Source organism: Enterobacter sp. V87_3, from assembly GCF_029967835.1.
In the GTDB taxonomy this organism is placed as follows: domain Bacteria; phylum Pseudomonadota; class Gammaproteobacteria; order Enterobacterales; family Enterobacteriaceae; genus Enterobacter; species Enterobacter cancerogenus.
In genome coordinates, this window is the sequence record NZ_JASCAM010000010.1 from 426,150 (window position 1) to 443,304 (window position 17,155).

Genomic DNA, 17,155 nt, shown 5'->3' on the forward strand with positions numbered 1-17,155 from the left:
TCGGGGTCAAAAAAGAATGTGGTTAAGGTAGCGGTAAACGCGCCATGCCGCAACGTTCAGTTATCTGCAACTGCAAAACAAAAGGGCCGGAAACCGGCCCTTTTCTTCACATCAGGTGATGATTACTCGTCTGCGTCATCCGCAGCATCATCGTCGGACTCGGCTTCCGGCGCGATGTCATCATCGCCTTCCGCTACGGTACCGTCGATAGAGTCCAGCTCTTCGTCATCAACTGGCTCAGCAACGCGCTGCAGACCCACCACGTTTTCATCTTCCGCAGTACGGATAAGGATAACGCCCTGGGTGTTACGCCCTACCACGCTGATCTCAGACACGCGTGTACGCACCAGCGTACCGGCATCGGTGATCATCATGATCTGGTCAGCATCGTCTACCTGCACCGCGCCCACAACGGAACCGTTACGCTCGGTCACTTTGATGGAGATAACGCCCTGCGTGCCACGAGACTTGGTCGGGTATTCGCTTTCTGCCGTACGCTTACCGTAACCGTTCTGCGTGACGGTCAGGATTGCGCCTTCGCCACGTGGAACAATCAGAGAAACCACGGCGTCTTCACCCGCCAGTTTGATCCCGCGAACGCCGGTCGCGGTACGACCCATTGCGCGCACCGCGTTCTCTTTAAAGCGCACCACTTTACCGGCGGCAGAGAACAGCATCACTTCGTCAGAACCGGAGGTCAGATCCACGCCAATCAGTTCGTCGCCTTCGTTAAGGTTGACGGCGATGATACCGGCAGAACGCGGACGGCTAAACTCGGTCAGCGCCGTTTTCTTCACGGTACCGCTGGCGGTCGCCATAAAGACGTTAACGCCCTCTTCGTACTCGCGTACCGGCAGGATCGCGGTGATACGTTCGTTCGCTTCCAGCGGCAGCAGGTTGACGATCGGACGACCACGCGCGCCGCGGCTCGCTTCCGGCAGCTGATACACTTTCATCCAGTACAGACGACCCCGGCTTGAGAAGCAGAGGATGGTGTCATGGGTGTTGGCCACCAGCAGGCGGTCGATAAAGTCTTCTTCTTTGATACGTGCGGCAGATTTGCCTTTACCACCACGACGCTGTGCTTCGTAGTCGGTGAGCGGCTGATACTTCACATAGCCCTGGTGAGACAGGGTGACCACCACGTCTTCGCGGTTGATCAGGTCTTCGATGTTGATATCAGAGCTGTTCGCGGTGATTTCGGTGCGGCGCTCGTCGCCAAACTGGTCGCGGACCAGCTCCAGCTCTTCGCGGATCACTTCCATCAGGCGATCGGCGCTGCCCAGGATGTGCAGCAGCTCAGCAATCTGTTCCAGCAGCTCTTTGTACTCGTCGAGCAGTTTTTCGTGCTCAAGGCCGGTCAGTTTCTGCAGACGCAGATCCAGAATCGCCTGGGCCTGCTGTTCAGTCAGGTAGTACTGACCGTCACGCACGCCGAATTCAGGTTCCAGCCATTCAGGACGCGCGGCGTCATCACCGGCACGCTCCAGCATCGCAGACACGTTACCCAGCGCCCACGGCTGCGCCACTAACGCGGCTTTCGCTTCAGCAGGGGTTGGTGCGCGGCGGATCAGCTCGATAATCGGGTCGATGTTTGCCAGCGCGACGGCCAGTGCTTCAAGGATGTGCGCACGGTCGCGGGCTTTACGCAGTTCGAAGATCGTACGGCGGGTCACCACTTCACGACGGTGACGCACAAACGCGCTCAGGATCTCTTTCAGGTTCATGATCTTCGGCTGACCATGGTGCAGTGCAACCATGTTGATACCGAAGGAGACCTGCAGCTGAGTCTGGGAGTAGAGGTTGTTCAGCACCACTTCACCCACCGCGTCGCGTTTGATTTCAATCACGATGCGCATCCCGTCTTTATCAGACTCGTCACGCAGCGCGCTGATGCCTTCAACGCGTTTTTCTTTTACCAGCTCGGCGATTTTTTCAATCAAACGCGCCTTGTTCACCTGATACGGGATCTCGTGAACAATGATGGTTTCACGGCCGGTTTTGGCGTCGGCTTCCACTTCGGCGCGGGCACGGATGTAAATCTTGCCGCGACCGGTGCGGTACGCTTCTTCAATACCACGACGACCGTTGATGATCGCTGCCGTCGGGAAGTCTGGCCCCGGGATGTGTTCCATCAGCCCTTCAATGCTGATCTCTTCATCATCGATATAGGCCAGGCAGCCGTTAATCACTTCCGTGATGTTGTGTGGCGGAATATTGGTTGCCATGCCCACTGCGATACCGGATGACCCGTTAACTAACAGGTTCGGGATCTTGGTTGGCATAACATCTGGGATTCGCTCAGTGCCGTCGTAGTTATCGACGAAATCAACGGTCTCTTTTTCCAGGTCGGCCATCAGCTCGTGAGCGATTTTCGACATACGGATTTCCGTATAACGCATCGCCGCCGCGGAGTCGCCGTCAACAGAACCAAAGTTACCCTGACCATCTACCAGCATGTAACGCAAGGAGAATGGCTGCGCCATACGAACGATGGTGTCATAAACGGCGGTATCACCATGCGGGTGATATTTACCGATGACATCACCCACGACACGGGCAGATTTTTTATAGGCTTTATTCCAGTCATTGCCCAATACGTTCATGGCGTATAGTACGCGACGGTGTACCGGCTTCAGGCCATCGCGGACGTCCGGCAGCGCACGGCCAACAATGACCGACATCGCATAGTCCAGATAGGAGCTCTTCAGCTCTTCCTCGATGTTAACCGGTGTAATTTCTCTCGCAAGGTCGCTCATCTAACCGCTATCCCTCTACTGTATCCCGGATTCAAAGGTCGCAAATTATAACACAGCCACGGTGATTGAGGTAAAGCAATACGCTTTATTCACGGGGATTGCCTGATATACTCCTTTGTCTTGCTAAATAAGGAGTAAAAGCGCCCATGAATGCCGAAAAATCCCCGGTAGCTCACAACGTTGACCACGAAGAGATTGCCAAATTTGAAGCCGTGGCGTCCCGCTGGTGGGATCTCGAAGGTGAGTTTAAACCTCTGCATCGCATCAACCCGCTGCGTCTGGGCTATATCGCGGAGCGTTCCGGCGGTCTGTTCGGTAAAAAGGTGCTCGACGTCGGCTGCGGCGGCGGGATCCTGGCAGAAAGCATGGCGCGTGAAGGGGCCACCGTGACCGGCCTCGATATGGGCTTTGAGCCACTGCAGGTGGCGCGTCTGCACGCGCTGGAATCGGGCGTGCAGGTGGAATATGTGCAGGAAACGGTAGAAGCGCACGCGGCAGAACATGCGCACCAGTACGACGTGGTGACCTGCATGGAGATGCTGGAGCACGTTCCCGATCCACAGTCGGTCGTCAACGCCTGTGCAAAGCTGGTGAAACCGGGCGGCCAGGTGTTCTTTTCCACCATCAACCGTAACGGCAAGGCCTGGCTGATGGCCGTGGTCGGCGCGGAGTATGTCCTGCGGATGGTGCCGAAAGGCACGCACGACGTGAAGAAGTTCATCAAGCCTGCTGAACTGCTGGGCTGGGTGGACCAGACGTGGCTCAAGGAGCAGCACATTACCGGCCTGCACTACAACCCGTTAACCGACAAGTTCAAACTCGCCCCGGGTGTGGATGTTAACTATATGTTGCACACTACAGCAAAAAATAGCTAACGTCATACGAACTTCTTATAAAGATTGCGCGACATTCGTTGCGCAATTTTGACCACTCGTTGAAGAAATCAGCACTCGATCAAATTTTAGATTTTTTTTCTGAAATGTTGACATGTCGTCCAGGCCTTACGATACGAGGACTTAGGCTTTTTTACCCTTTCACAACCTCAATTTAACCTCAAAATCAACTCTTGTACTGAAATGATTCGCTACTAGAATACTCACCATCTTGCGTTAATCTTATCGTAAAACCCCTATATGTAGTATTTATCCACAGAGCCTTGTGGATAAGCGGGGGATATTTTTTTATTTCACGGACAGGTAAAACCCACATGAATCAGAGTCTGCTGGTGACAAAGCGCGACGGTACTACCGAGCGTATCAATCTGGACAAAATCCATCGAGTTCTCGACTGGGCAGCAGAAGGGCTGAATAACGTATCTATCTCCCAGGTTGAACTGCGCTCACACATCCAGTTCTACGACGGCATCAAAACGTCTGATATCCACGAAACCATTATTAAAGCAGCGGCAGATCTCATCTCCCGCGACGCACCGGACTATCAGTACCTTGCAGCACGTCTGGCCATTTTCCATCTGCGTAAAAAAGCCTACGGCCAGTTTGAGCCGCCGAAGCTGTACGATCACGTCGTAAAAATGGTTGAACTGGGCAAATACGATACGCATCTGCTCGAAGACTATACGGAAGAAGAGTTCGAGCAGATGAACGGGTTTATCGATCACTGGCGCGACATGAACTTCTCCTACGCGGCGGTGAAGCAGCTCGAAGGCAAATACCTGGTTCAGAACCGTGTGACCGGTGAAATCTATGAGAGCGCCCAGTTCCTCTACATTCTGGTGGCCGCCTGCCTGTTCTCTAACTACCCGCGTGACACCCGTCTGGAATACGTGAAGCGTTTTTACGATGCGGTCTCGACGTTCAAGATTTCGCTGCCAACGCCAATCATGTCTGGCGTACGTACGCCAACCCGCCAGTTCAGCTCCTGCGTGCTGATCGAGTGCGGTGACAGCCTGGATTCCATCAACGCCACCTCCAGCGCAATCGTAAAATACGTCTCCCAGCGCGCCGGTATCGGCATCAACGCGGGTCGTATCCGTGCGCTGGGTAGCCCGATTCGCGGCGGTGAAGCGTTCCACACCGGTTGTATCCCGTTCTACAAGCATTTCCAGACCGCGGTGAAATCCTGCTCTCAGGGCGGCGTTCGCGGCGGGGCAGCCACCCTGTTCTACCCGATGTGGCACCTGGAAGTGGAAAGCCTGCTGGTGCTGAAAAACAACCGTGGTGTGGAAGGCAACCGCGTGCGCCACATGGACTACGGCGTGCAGATCAACAAGCTGATGTACACCCGTCTGCTGAAAGGGGAAGATATCACCCTGTTCAGCCCGTCCGACGTACCGGGCCTGTACGACGCATTCTTTGCCGATCAGGACGAGTTCGAGCGTCTGTACACCAAATATGAAAAAGACGAGAGCATTCGCAAGCAGCGCGTGAAGGCCGTCGACCTGTTCTCGCTGATGATGCAGGAACGTGCCTCTACTGGCCGTATCTACATCCAGAACGTTGACCACTGCAACACCCACAGCCCGTTCGATCCGGTTGTTGCGCCGGTGCGCCAGTCCAACCTGTGTCTGGAGATCGCCCTGCCGACCAAACCGCTCAATGACGTGAACGATGAGAACGGTGAAATCGCGCTGTGTACGCTGTCTGCCTTCAACCTGGGCGCGATTAAGAGCCTGGACGAGCTGGAAGAGCTGGCGGTGCTGGCAGTTCGCGCACTCGACGCCCTGCTCGACTATCAGGACTACCCAATCCCGGCGGCCAAACGCGGCGCGATGGGTCGTCGTACCCTGGGGATTGGCGTGATTAACTTCGCCTACTGGCTGGCGAAAAACGGTAAGCGTTACTCCGACGGCAGCGCCAACAACCTGACGCACCAGACGTTTGAAGCTATTCAGTATTACCTGATGAAAGCCTCCAACGAGCTGGCAAAAGAGCAAGGCGCGTGCCCGTGGTTCAACGAAACCACCTATGCGAAAGGCATTCTGCCGATCGACACTTATAAGAAAGACCTGGACGGGATCGTCAGCGAACCGCTGCACCTGGACTGGGAAGGCCTGCGCGAGTCCATCAAGACTCACGGCCTGCGTAACTCCACGCTCTCTGCCCTGATGCCGTCCGAGACCTCTTCGCAGATCTCTAACGCCACCAACGGCATCGAGCCACCGCGCGGCCACGTCAGCATCAAAGCGTCGAAAGACGGCGTGCTGCGCCAGGTCGTACCGGATTACGAGACGCTGGGCAACAACTACGAACTGCTGTGGGAGATGCCGAACAACGACGGTTACCTGCAGCTGGTGGGTATCATGCAGAAGTTTATCGACCAGTCGATCTCTGCGAATACCAACTATGACCCGACGCGCTTCCCGTCTGGCAAGGTTCCGATGCAGCAACTGCTGAAAGACCTGCTCACCGCCTATAAATTTGGCGTGAAGACCCTGTACTATCACAACACCCGTGACGGTGCAGAAGACGCGCAGGACGATATGGTGCCGTCAATTCAGGACGATGGCTGCGAAAGCGGCGCATGTAAGATCTAAGCACTTCGCCGGGTGGCGCTACGCTTACCCGGCCTACGGTTTTGTAGGCCCGGCAAACGCAGTGCCGCCGGGCAATAAAATCTCAACAGGACTCACCGCAATGGCATATACCACCTTTTCACAGACGAAAAACGACCAGCTCAAAGAGCCCATGTTCTTCGGCCAGCCGGTCAACGTGGCACGCTACGATCAGCAAAAATATGACATCTTCGAAAAGCTGATTGAAAAGCAACTCTCCTTTTTCTGGCGCCCGGAAGAAGTTGACGTCTCTCGCGACCGTATCGATTTCCAGGCCCTGCCGGAACACGAAAAGCATATCTTCCTCAGCAACCTGAAGTATCAGACGCTGCTGGACTCCATTCAGGGGCGTAGCCCGAACGTAGCGCTGCTGCCGCTTATCTCCATTCCGGAGCTGGAAACCTGGGTTGAGACCTGGGCGTTCTCCGAGACGATCCATTCCCGCTCGTACACCCATATCATCCGCAATATCGTGAACGATCCGGCGGTGGTGTTTGACGATATCGTCACCAACGAGCAGATCCAGAAACGTGCCGAAGGCATCGCGCACTACTACGACGAGCTGATTGAGATGACCAGCTACTGGCATCTGCTGGGCGAAGGCACCCACAACGTGAACGGCAGAACTGTCACCGTGAACCTGCGCGCGCTGAAAAAGCAGCTGTATCTGTGCCTGATGAGCGTTAACGCGCTGGAAGCGATCCGCTTCTACGTCAGCTTCGCCTGCTCCTTCGCCTTTGCCGAGCGCAAGCTGATGGAAGGCAACGCCAAAATTATTCGTCTGATCGCCCGTGACGAAGCCCTGCACCTGACCGGTACCCAGCACATGCTGAACCTGCTGCGCAGCGGTACGGACGATCCGGAAATGGCGGCTATCGCCGAAGAGTGCAAACAGGAGTGCTACGACCTGTTCGTGCAGGCCGCACAGCAGGAGAAAGAGTGGGCAGATTACCTGTTCCGCGACGGCTCCATGATTGGTCTGAACAAGGACATCCTGTGTCAGTACGTTGAGTACATCACCAACATCCGTATGCAGGCGGTGGGTCTTGATCTGCCGTTCCAGACGCGCTCTAACCCTATCCCGTGGATCAACACCTGGCTGGTGTCCGATAACGTGCAGGTCGCGCCACAGGAAGTGGAAGTCAGCTCTTACCTGGTCGGTCAGATTGATTCTGAAGTCAACACCGACGACCTGAGCGACTTCCAGCTCTGATGAGCCGGGTGACGCTACGCCTTACCGGCACAGAAGTCCTGTGTCGGGAAGAGCACCCTTCCCTGTTGGTCGCCCTTGAGGCCCATCAGGTTGAGGTTGAGTATCAGTGTCGGGAAGGCTATTGCGGCTCGTGCCGCTGTCGCCTGGTCGCAGGCCAGGTGGACTGGCTGACCGAACCGCTGGCCTTTATCAGCGAAGGGGAAATTTTGCCCTGCTGCTGCCGGGCAAAAGGCGATATTGAGATCGAGATGTAACGTCCCTGATACCCTTTTCCTGTGGGAGAGGGCATCAGGGCAGTTGTCCATTCAGGCGCAATCGTCTTTCCCATTCTGGCTCCGCGCCCAGATGTTCTCCAATGCAGTTCACTAAAGCCTGTATCACCGGTGAATCCCGACGCGTTTTGCGATACAGGGCAACAATATTCCCACCATCCGGACGCCACTCGGGCAGGATCACCTGCAGTTCCCCTTTTTCAACAGCCTCTGCGCCTAAAAAAAGCGGCAGCACCATAATACCCAATCCGGCCTTTGCAGCTGCCAGCAGGCTGAAGGCGTTATCCGAACGCAGACGACTGCGGACGTGCCATGGCTGAACCTCCCCCTGATGAACAAGCTGCCAGACCCCGCCCGGCGCGCGGTGGCTGTACAGTAGCCCGTCGTGGTGCGCCAGTTCCTCTGGATGCAACGGCGTGCCGCAGCGCTGGAGATAGGCCGGGCTGGCGCATAAATAGGTCAGGTTACGCGCCAGATGCCGGGCAATCAGGGTGGAATCCGGCAGTGTACCAAGGCGGATCGCCACGTCAAAGCCGGGCTGATGCATATTGATATGCCGATCTTCAGTGACGATATCCAGCGCGATCTGCGGATAGCGCGCGGCGAAATCGGCCAGAATGGGCGACAGGTGCGTACACATAAAGGTGTGCGAAGTGGTCATTCGCAGCCTGCCACAGACGTCGGTTCGCCCTGGCGTCACCGCCTCTTCCGCAAGGCTTACCTCATCCAGAATGCGCACGCATTCGCGGTAGAACAATAGCCCCTGTTCCGTGAGACTCAGGCTCGGCCCGCGCTCCAGCAGGCTTACGCCCAGGCGCTTCTCCAGCCCCTTGATACGCTGGCTAATCACCGATTTCGTTGTCCCCAGCTTTTGCGACGCGCCGACAACGCTCAGCGCGTCCACCACCGCGACAAAGGTGCTCATCTCCACGAATTTGTTCATCAGGTATTCCGTTCGGGCACGTCCTTTTACTATGGCCCACTGGCGGAGGCGGCGAAACGGCTGGCGATATATTCTGCTGCCATGATCACATCCGGGTTGGTGGCCTGCGAGGGCACGTCCGGGAAAATTGACGCATCGGCAACATAAAGTCCCTGGGTACCCAACACGCGGCCCTGCTGATCCACAACGGCCTGCGGATCGCTCTCCAGCCCCATCGGTGCCGTAGCGGAGAGGTGAAGATTGCTCTTGACCGTAGCGTACTGCTCTTTCACCTTTTGCGACTTCGTGACCGCCAGCTTGCCGCCCTTCACACCGGGATATTCCCCGGTGACCAGCTCGCGCAACGGTGTTTCCTCCACCAGCGCGCGCGACAGTTCCAACGCCTCCAGCATACGCGCGACGTCCCGCTCATCGTCCAGCAGATTGAGATCGATGTTCGGCTTCAGCAGCGGGTTACGGCTGGTGAGCGTCAGCGTCCCGCGCGACCAGGGGCGAGAAACGGTATAAAACAGCTGAAAGCCCGACCCTTGCGGAAACAGCGCCGGATCAACGAAATGGTTATTACTGATGTAAATATCCAGCTCACCGGGTTCCGCCAGGGTGGAACGGGTCCAGAGCGTCGCGCCGATGGGTGGGCTGTCGCTCTGCGGCGGCAGCGTGCCGAGCATAATACCGTTCACCGGCTGCTCCTGCAGATTCAGCCCTACAGGTAAATCCTGGCAGACGGGAATATCAAGCTGGCGCAAATCACTCCCTGGCCCCACGCCCGAGCGGAGCAGTATAGCGGGCGTTCCCGCCGCGCCAGCGCACAGGAACACCGTATCGGCAAACAGGCGGTTGCCCTCGGCCAGTTGCACACCCTCGACCCGGCCTTTATTCAACAGAACTTTGTCGACCACCGCCATGCCTGCGATTTCCAGGTTAGGCCTGGCGCGAACCTGCGCGTTGAGATAAACCATGCCGGTATTCTGCCTGACGCCGTTCACGACATTGAGCGGATAGAGGGCAATACCGTGCTGGTGCGGCCCGTTCACGTCTGCAATTTCCGCAAAACCATGTGCACGGCAGGCGTGATAAAACGCCTGGCTGGCAGGGCTCAACGATGCCAGCGTCGGCAGCCTGACCGGTACAGGTCCGTGACGCCCGTGCCAGTCATCGTCGCCATAATCGGCGCTCTCCAGCGCCTTGAACCAGGGTAAGACCTTATCGAAAGACCAGTCCGTCAGGCCGCGCTTTACCCAGCGATCGAAATCAGACCTGGGGGCCCTGACGAAGGCCCCGGCATTGATCGCCGATCCGCCGCCCAATACCCTTGCGCGGAGATGCTCTGCGGTGTGATCGGTTCCGGTCGCCGTGCCCCGCTCCCAGATATAGTCGCCACCGCCCACGCTGTGACTCATCGACAGCTCGGGGGGATACTCATCTGGCGCAAAGGCCGGCCCCGCTTCCAGCAGCAGCACGCGCCGGTCCGGATTTTCACTTAGCCTTGCAGCCACCACCGCACCGCCTGAACCGCCCCCGACCACTATCACGTCCCAAACATCGTTGATACCGGCTGTCGTTGCACTCATCTCTTTCTCCTCTGTCGCGCTACCGGCAGAAAACAGCCACGCCGGGGTATAAAAGGAGAATATGTGAGGCCAACCGCGCTGAACAGAGCGCCAAACGCGAACCGGCGTTCATAAAAAATGAACAAAAAAAGACCCGCCGAAGCGGGTCCATACTAGTGCAACGCGTTACTGAGACGTTCGCAGGAACTGCACCGCTTTATCCGGGAAATCAGTAAACAACCCGTCGACGCCCGCCTGGTTATACAGCACGTCGTAAAGCTGATTCACATCCGTCGCATAGTCCGGCAACTGGTCCGCACGTACCGTGTACGGATGCACCTGCATCTTGCTGGCGTGCGCCTCTTTCACCATCGCCGTGAAGGTAATGTATCCCGGCGTGGAACCTTCCGCCACCAGCATGTGGTAATCCGGCCCGATGCCGTCGGCGTACTGCGCAATCTGCTTCATCGCGCCCGGCTTAAACATCCAGTCGTAGTTGTAGTTAACCCACTTGCCGTCTGGCTGCTTCTCCTGCGTTTCATTCCAGTCGGTATAGGCAATCAGCTGCACCAGGTTGAGATCCATCCCCCGCTTCGGTTCCAGCTCGGTTTTGATGCGCTTGAGTTCCGCCGCATCAAAGCACTGGAGGTAAACCTTATCCTTCTTACTGGTGTAGCCGTACTGCTTCAGCACATCCAGCGTTTTCGCCGCAATGTCCTTCCCTTCCTGATGATGGAACCACGGCGCTTTGATCTCCGGATAGATACCTATATTTTTACCGGTAGAGTGGTTCAGCCCCTGAACAAACTCGATTTCCTCTTCAAAGGTATGAATGCGGAAGTCGGACTTGCCCATCGGGAAACGCCCCGGATAGACCTGTACCTTCTTGCCGTTTTCAATCTCGAAGCCTTCGGTAAATTTCAGCGAGCGGATCTCGTCAAGCGTGAAGTCGATGGCGTAATAACGGCCGTCCTTGCGGGCACGGTCGGGAAAACGGTCGGCGACATCGGTGACGCGGTCAAGATAGTGGTCATGCAGGACGACCAGATGGTCGTCCCTGGTCATCACCAGATCCTGCTCAAGGTAATCCGCCCCCTGCGCGTAAGCCATCGCTTTCGCGGGCAGCGTATGCTCGGGCAGATAGCCGCTGGCGCCACGGTGAGCAATGACAATCTTGTCTGCCGCCAGCGCCGAGCCTGTCATGACACCGGCCAGCAGCAGGCCGGTAGCGAGTTGAGTCAGTTTCATCGTAACGCTCCTTATTGACGACGTGCCTGTATTTCGGCGTGATGACGTTTTTCACCAATCATGACAACAATCAGCAGCAGTACCGCCAGTACGCTACCGCCAATCATGACCATGAAGCCGCCATCCCAGCCGAAGAAGTCAACGGTATAGCCGACAATAGCGCTTGCGGCGACCGAGCCGCCAAGGTAGCCAAACAGGCCGGTAAAGCCTGCCGCCGTCCCTGCCGCTTTTTTCGGTGCCAGCTCAAGGGCATGCAGGCCAATCAGCATCACCGGACCGTAGATCAGGAAGCCGATCACAATCATACAGGCCATGTCCACGCCCGGGTTGCCCGGCGGGTTAAGCCAGTAAACGACGGTGGCGATGGTCACCAGGGTCATAAAGAACACACCCGTTGCACCACGGTTGCCGCGGAAGACCTTGTCCGACATCCAGCCACAAATCAGCGTGCCCGGGATACCCGCGTATTCATACAGGAAGTAGGCCCAGGACGATTTATCCAGCGCGAAGTGTTTCACCTCTTTCAGGTAGGTTGGTGACCAGTCGAGGATGCCGTAACGCAGCAGGTAAACGAAAACGTTGGCTACCGCGATGTACCACAGCAGTTTGTTGGGCAGCACGTACTTCATGAAGATCTGTTTGGCCGTCAGCTCCTCTTCATGCTGTTCGCTGTAGTCGTCCGGATAATCGTTTTTGTACTCTTCAATTGGCGGCAGGCCGCAGGACTGCGGCGTATCGCGCATCAGGGCGAAGGCGATAATCGCCACTACGATCGCGCCAAAAGCCGGCATGTAAAGCGCGGCTTTCCAGTCGTTGAACCATGCCATCCCGAGCAGGAACAGCAGCGGAGGAATACCGCCGCCCACGTTATGCGCGCAGTTCCAGACCGACACAATTCCGCCACGCTCTTTCTGCGACCACCAGTGCACCATGGTGCGTCCGCACGGCGGCCAGCCCATCCCCTGGAACCAGCCGCAGAGGAACAGCAGCACAAACATAATAGCAATACTGGACGTCGCCCACGGCACAAAGCCCATAAACAACATCACCGCAGCCGCCAGAATCAAACCGGCTGGCAGGAACACGCGCGGATTCGAGCGATCCGACACCGACCCCATAATGAATTTGGAAAACCCGTAGGCGATAGAGATCCCCGAGAGCGCAAACCCTAAATCACCGCGCGAAAAACCCTGCTCCACCAGATACGGCATGGCGAGCGCGAAGTTTTTACGTACCAGATAATACGCCGCGTACCCGAAGAAAATCCCCAGGAAGATTTGCCAACGCAGACGGCGGTAAAGCGGATCTATCTCTGCCTCTGGCAGACGCGCCCGATGCGGCGCAGGTTTAAAGATACTGAGCATGACAGCCTCCGTGGCCTTGTAATGAATGAGAAGGTGCCTCGCACCCGATTCCAGAGGCGGCGATGTTAAGAAATCACGGTGATTGTTACTGTGAATCAACGCACAGATTGTTACAGAAATATGACAGAATGCGCAAAAAAGCGCATGGAATCACGTTTCACTTTCGAATAACGCGCGTTTATGTTCGAAATCAAACAAACCACATTTTCAGTGTGGCTAAATGATAAAAAAACGAACATAGAGGGAAGACAATGACGGTTCTCGATCCTCGCTACAGCGATGTGATAATCATTGGCGGCGGCGCAACCGGGGCCGGCATCGCCCGCGACTGTGCCCTGCGTGGCCTGAGCGTGACCCTGCTGGAGCGCCATGATATTGCGACAGGTGCCACAGGCCGCAACCACGGCCTGCTGCACAGCGGCGCGCGGTACGCGGTGACCGACGGTGAGTCGGCGCGGGAGTGTATTGCGGAAAACCAGATCCTGAAACGCATCGCCCGCCACTGCATCGAGCCGACCAACGGACTGTTCATTACCCTTCCCGAAGACGATCTCGCGTTTCAGCAAACCTTTATTTCCGCCTGCACGGCCGCAGGGATCCGGGCCGACGCCATCGACCCGGCGCTGGCGCGTCGGCTGGAGCCGTCTGTCAACCCGGCCCTCACCGGCGCGGTGAAAGTCCCCGACGGCACGGTCGATCCGTTTCGCCTGACCGCCGCAAATATGCTGGACGCCCGGGAACACGGCGCGCGCATTCTGACCGGGCATGAAGTCACCGGGCTTATTCGCGAAGGCAACACTGTGCGCGGCGTGCGGGTGTTCGACCCGCAATATAACGAGCGCAGCGAACTGTATGCCGCCGTGGTTATTAATGCGGCGGGGATCTGGGGGCAACGCATCGCGGAATATGCCGACTTATCCATCCGCATGTTCCCGGCGAAAGGTTCACTGCTGATCCTCGACCATCGCATCAATAACCACGTCATCAACCGCTGTCGTAAGCCTTCCGACGCCGATATTCTGGTACCGGGCGACACCATTTCGCTTATCGGCACCACCTCCACCCACGTCGATTACAGCGAGATTGACGTTAACCGGGTGACGGCCGAAGAGGTGGATATCCTTCTGCGCGAAGGCGAGAAACTGGCCCCGGTGATGGCGCAAACCCGCATTCTGCGCGCCTATGCGGGTGTGCGACCGCTGGTCGCCAGCGATAACGACCCAAGCGGGCGCAACGTCAGCCGTGGGATCGTCCTGCTCGATCATGCCCAACGTGACGGCATGGAGGGCTTTATCACCATTACCGGCGGCAAGCTCATGACCTACCGCCTGATGGCGGAGTGGGCCACAGATGCCGTCTGCCGCAAACTCGGTAACACAACGCCGTGCGCCACGGCAGAACAGCCCCTGCCCGGATCGCGTCAGTCCACCGAGAAAACGCTGCAGAAAATCATCTCTCTGCCCGCTCCGCTGCGCGGCTCCGCCGTTTATCGCCACGGCGACAGAACCCCGCAGTGGCTTGGCGAGGGGCGACTAAGCCGCAGCCTGGTGTGCGAGTGCGAAGCGGTGACCGCAGGCGAGGTGCAATATGCCGTCGAGAATCTGACGGTCAATACGCTGCTCGATCTTCGCCGCCGCACGCGCGTCGGTATGGGTACCTGTCAGGGCGAGCTTTGCGCCTGTCGCGCCGCCGGGCTGCTGCAACGCTTTCACGCCACCACCTCAGCGCAGTCCCTGACCCAGCTCAGCGATTTCCTCAATGAACGCTGGAAAGGCATTCAGCCCGTTGCCTGGGGCGATGCCCTGCGCGAAAGCGAGTTTACCCGCTGGGTTTATCAGGGACTTTGCGGCCTGGAGAAGGAGCCACATAATGAAATTTAATACCGTTATTGTCGGCGGCGGGCTGGCAGGGCTGCTGTGCGGGATCACGCTCACGCGACGTGGTCTGCGCTGCGCCATCATCACCCGCGGGCAGAGCGCTTTGCACTTCTCTTCCGGATCGCTGGATCTCCTCGACGATGCCTGTCGCGGCGCACTTGCGCCTGAGCATCCCTACAGCCTGATCGGCGAGCACAACATTGCCCGCCTGGCGCAGGAAACCGAAAGGCTGCTGAGCGCCTGTGGCGCGCGGATGCAGGGCAGCGCTGAGAAAAATCACCAGCGCGTGACACCGCTCGGCACCCTGCGTTCCGCGTGGCTCAGCCCGGAAGAAGTTCCTGTCGCCCCGTTCAGCGCAGAACGCGTAATGGTGGTGGGGATTGGCGGTTTTCTTGATTTTCAGCCGCACCTGGCGGCGGCCTCACTCTGTCAGCACGGCATTAACGCGACGGCGGCGGAAATAGACCTTCCCGAACTGGACATGCTGCGCGAAAACTCCAGCGAGTTTCGGGCAGTGAATATCGCGCGGCTGCTGGATAACGACGATAACTGGCCGCTGTTGTATGACGCGCTCAGGCCGCTCGCTGAACAGTGTGACGCCCTGTTGATGCCTGCGTGCTTTGGCCTCACCGACAATCGACTCTGGCGTTGGCTGTCGGACCGCCTGCCGTGCACTCTCGGCTTGCTGCCGACCCTTCCCCCTTCCGTACCGGGTATTCGGCTGCACACGCAGCTTAAGCAAAAATTTATTGCCCAGGGCGGCGTGTGGATGGCGGGTGACGAGGTGAAAAAGATCACGCTGTCTGATAGCGACCTCAGCGAGGTGTGGACGCGAAACCACGGCGATATTCCGCTGCGCGCACGCGCCGTGGTGCTGGCCAGCGGCAGCTTTTTCAGTAACGGCTTACTGAGTACCCGCGAGGGGATCCGCGAAGCCATTCTGGGGCTGGATGTCCGGCAGAGCGCCTCCCGTTCGGACTGGTATCAGAGTGATTTCTTTACGCCGCAGCCCTGGCAGCAGTTTGGCGTGATTGTCGATAACCACCTGCACCCGCAGCTCAACGGCCGGTCGCTTAACGGTCTCTACGCCATCGGCTCGATTCTGGGCGGCTACGATCCGATTGCCCAGGGCTGCGGCGGCGGCGTGTGTGCGATCACGGCGCTTCATGCCGCAGAGCAGATTATTCAACGCACGGAGGCAGAACAATGAGCGATAGCCGTTTCGAAAGCTGCATAAAATGCACGGTGTGCACCACGGTCTGCCCGGTCAGCGGCGTGAACCCGCGTTATCCTGGCCCAAAACAGGCCGGGCCTGACGGCGAGCGCCTGCGTCTGAAAGACGCCGCACTCTACGATGATGCGCTGAAATACTGCATTAACTGTAAGCGCTGCGAGGTGGCCTGTCCGTCAGACGTCAAAATCGGCGACATCATCCAGCGCGCCCGGGCGCAGTACAGCACGCAAAAACCGACGCTGCGCGATGCGATCCTCAGCCATACCGACCTGATGGGCAGCGTTTCCACGCCCTTCGCGCCGCTGGTGAATGCCGCCACCTCCCTGAAACCGGTACGCCGGCTGCTCGACGCGACGCTGAAAATTGACCACCACCGCAGCCTGCCGAAATACGCCCACGGCACCTTCCGTCGCTGGTACAAATCGGTGGCGGCAGAACAGGCACGCTTTGCCGATCAGGTGGCGTTCTTCCATGGCTGCTACGTGAATTACAACCACCCGCAGTTGGGAAAAGACCTGCTGAAAGTGCTGAACGCGATGGGCACAGGTGTGCAGCTCCTGAGCAAGGAAAAATGCTGCGGCGTGCCGCTGATTGCCAACGGCTTTACGGATAAAGCGCGCAGGCAGGCCCGCAGCAACGTCACCTCCCTGCGCGACGCGATAGTCGGGAAAGGCATACCGGTCCTGGCCACCTCGTCTACCTGCACCTTCACCCTGCGCGACGAGTACCCTCACCTGCTGGACGTGGATAACACCGATCTGCGCGACCATATTGAACTGGCAACGCGGTTTTTGTGGCGCATGCTGGACAGTGGGAAGACCTTACCGCTGGGCACCCTGCCGCTGAAGGTGGTGTATCACACGCCATGTCATATGGAAAAAATGGGCTGGTCGCTGTATACGCTGGAGCTGCTGCGGCTGATCCCGGGGCTGGAGCTGACGGTGCTGGATTCGCGCTGCTGCGGGATAGCGGGCACCTACGGATTTAAGCGTGAAAACTACGACACGTCGCAGGCGATTGGCGCGCCGCTATTCAGGCAGATAGAGGAGAGCGGAGCCGACCTGGTAGTGACCGACTGCGAAACCTGCAAATGGCAGGTTGAAATGTCCACCAGCAAACGCTGCGAACATCCCATCACCCTGCTGGCAAACGCGCTGGGCTAAGCGATGCCGGGGCGGTTTGCC

12 protein-coding genes are annotated in these 17,155 nt (G+C 57.8%); 7 read left to right on the forward strand and 5 right to left on the reverse strand.

Going from position 1 to position 17,155, the window contains the following annotated elements:
* Positions 1 to 122: 122 nt before the first annotated feature.
* The gene (gene gyrA, locus QLG21_RS02660; protein ID WP_088208022.1) at positions 123 to 2,759 is read right to left on the reverse strand and encodes a DNA topoisomerase (ATP-hydrolyzing) subunit A; all 2,637 of its coding nucleotides are present in this window, start codon (positions 2,757 to 2,759) and stop codon (positions 123 to 125) included.
* 146 nt (positions 2,760 to 2,905) lie between these two features.
* Between gyrA and ubiG the strand changes: the two genes are divergently transcribed.
* From ubiG to yfaE, 4 genes are all read left to right on the forward strand, one after another.
* Entirely contained in the window at positions 2,906 to 3,634 is a 729-nt protein-coding gene (gene ubiG / locus QLG21_RS02665) for a bifunctional 2-polyprenyl-6-hydroxyphenol methylase/3-demethylubiquinol 3-O-methyltransferase UbiG (protein WP_006176471.1), read from the forward strand.
* Positions 3,635 to 3,966: 332 nt separating this feature from the next.
* Entirely contained in the window at positions 3,967 to 6,252 is a 2,286-nt protein-coding gene (gene nrdA, locus QLG21_RS02670) for a class 1a ribonucleoside-diphosphate reductase subunit alpha (RefSeq protein WP_006176472.1), read from the forward strand.
* A 100-nt stretch (positions 6,253 to 6,352) separates the two neighbouring features.
* Positions 6,353 to 7,483 (forward strand): class Ia ribonucleoside-diphosphate reductase subunit beta, encoded by a 1,131-nt coding sequence (nrdB, locus tag QLG21_RS02675; protein WP_042320295.1) that lies wholly within the window; start codon positions 6,353 to 6,355, stop codon positions 7,481 to 7,483.
* Positions 7,483 to 7,737, forward strand: a complete 255-nt coding sequence (gene yfaE, locus QLG21_RS02680) for a class I ribonucleotide reductase maintenance protein YfaE (protein ID WP_042320298.1) — start codon at positions 7,483 to 7,485, stop codon at positions 7,735 to 7,737. The genes nrdB and yfaE overlap by 1 nt, the downstream gene beginning before the upstream one ends.
* 34 nt (positions 7,738 to 7,771) lie before the next feature.
* On the opposite strand, the gene QLG21_RS02685 is transcribed toward yfaE, so the two are convergent.
* The 4 genes from QLG21_RS02685 to glpT all read right to left on the reverse strand — a co-directional run bounded on the left by QLG21_RS02685 (position 7,772) and on the right by glpT (position 12,860).
* Positions 7,772 to 8,698 (reverse strand): LysR family transcriptional regulator, encoded by a 927-nt coding sequence (locus QLG21_RS02685; RefSeq protein ID WP_282483841.1) that lies wholly within the window; start codon positions 8,696 to 8,698, stop codon positions 7,772 to 7,774.
* A gap of 29 nt (positions 8,699 to 8,727) precedes the next feature.
* Positions 8,728 to 10,269 (reverse strand): GMC family oxidoreductase N-terminal domain-containing protein, encoded by a 1,542-nt coding sequence (locus QLG21_RS02690; protein ID WP_282483842.1) that lies wholly within the window; start codon positions 10,267 to 10,269, stop codon positions 8,728 to 8,730.
* A gap of 165 nt (positions 10,270 to 10,434) precedes the next feature.
* Positions 10,435 to 11,496, reverse strand: a complete 1,062-nt coding sequence (glpQ, locus tag QLG21_RS02695) for a glycerophosphodiester phosphodiesterase (protein ID WP_282483843.1) — start codon at positions 11,494 to 11,496, stop codon at positions 10,435 to 10,437.
* An 11-nt stretch (positions 11,497 to 11,507) separates the two neighbouring features.
* Positions 11,508 to 12,860 (reverse strand): glycerol-3-phosphate transporter, encoded by a 1,353-nt coding sequence (gene glpT / locus QLG21_RS02700; RefSeq protein WP_006176478.1) that lies wholly within the window; start codon positions 12,858 to 12,860, stop codon positions 11,508 to 11,510.
* 251 nt (positions 12,861 to 13,111) lie between these two features.
* On the opposite strand from glpT, the gene glpA reads away from it, so the two are divergent.
* The 3 genes from glpA to glpC are packed head-to-tail and all read left to right on the forward strand — an operon-like array spanning position 13,112 to position 17,134.
* Positions 13,112 to 14,740 carry an anaerobic glycerol-3-phosphate dehydrogenase subunit A gene (gene glpA, locus QLG21_RS02705; RefSeq protein ID WP_282483844.1) on the forward strand — a complete coding sequence of 543 codons (1,629 nt, stop codon included), beginning with the start codon at positions 13,112 to 13,114 and terminating at the stop codon, positions 14,738 to 14,740.
* The gene (glpB, locus tag QLG21_RS02710; RefSeq protein ID WP_282483845.1) at positions 14,730 to 15,947 is read left to right on the forward strand and encodes a glycerol-3-phosphate dehydrogenase subunit GlpB; all 1,218 of its coding nucleotides are present in this window, start codon (positions 14,730 to 14,732) and stop codon (positions 15,945 to 15,947) included. Before glpA ends, glpB begins: the two co-directional genes overlap by 11 nt.
* Complete coding sequence (glpC, locus tag QLG21_RS02715; RefSeq protein WP_282483846.1) at positions 15,944 to 17,134, forward strand: anaerobic glycerol-3-phosphate dehydrogenase subunit GlpC; 1,191 nt, start codon at positions 15,944 to 15,946, stop codon at positions 17,132 to 17,134. Before glpB ends, glpC begins: the two co-directional genes overlap by 4 nt.
* The last annotated feature ends 21 nt before the right edge of the window (positions 17,135 to 17,155 follow it).

Coding starts and splice junctions, on each gene's coding strand:
- yfaE (WP_042320298.1), top strand. CDS start 7,483: ATGAGCCGGGTGACGCTACGCCTTACCGGCACAGAAGTCCTGTGTCGG.
- QLG21_RS02690 (WP_282483842.1), bottom strand. CDS start 10,269: ATGAGTGCAACGACAGCCGGTATCAACGATGTTTGGGACGTGATAGTG.
- nrdB (WP_042320295.1), top strand. CDS start 6,353: ATGGCATATACCACCTTTTCACAGACGAAAAACGACCAGCTCAAAGAG.
- glpC (WP_282483846.1), top strand. CDS start 15,944: ATGAGCGATAGCCGTTTCGAAAGCTGCATAAAATGCACGGTGTGCACC.
- QLG21_RS02685 (WP_282483841.1), bottom strand. CDS start 8,698: ATGAACAAATTCGTGGAGATGAGCACCTTTGTCGCGGTGGTGGACGCG.
- gyrA (WP_088208022.1), bottom strand. CDS start 2,759: ATGAGCGACCTTGCGAGAGAAATTACACCGGTTAACATCGAGGAAGAG.
- glpQ (WP_282483843.1), bottom strand. CDS start 11,496: ATGAAACTGACTCAACTCGCTACCGGCCTGCTGCTGGCCGGTGTCATG.
- glpA (WP_282483844.1), top strand. CDS start 13,112: ATGACGGTTCTCGATCCTCGCTACAGCGATGTGATAATCATTGGCGGC.
- glpB (WP_282483845.1), top strand. CDS start 14,730: ATGAAATTTAATACCGTTATTGTCGGCGGCGGGCTGGCAGGGCTGCTG.
- glpT (WP_006176478.1), bottom strand. CDS start 12,860: ATGCTCAGTATCTTTAAACCTGCGCCGCATCGGGCGCGTCTGCCAGAG.
- ubiG (WP_006176471.1), top strand. CDS start 2,906: ATGAATGCCGAAAAATCCCCGGTAGCTCACAACGTTGACCACGAAGAG.
- nrdA (WP_006176472.1), top strand. CDS start 3,967: ATGAATCAGAGTCTGCTGGTGACAAAGCGCGACGGTACTACCGAGCGT.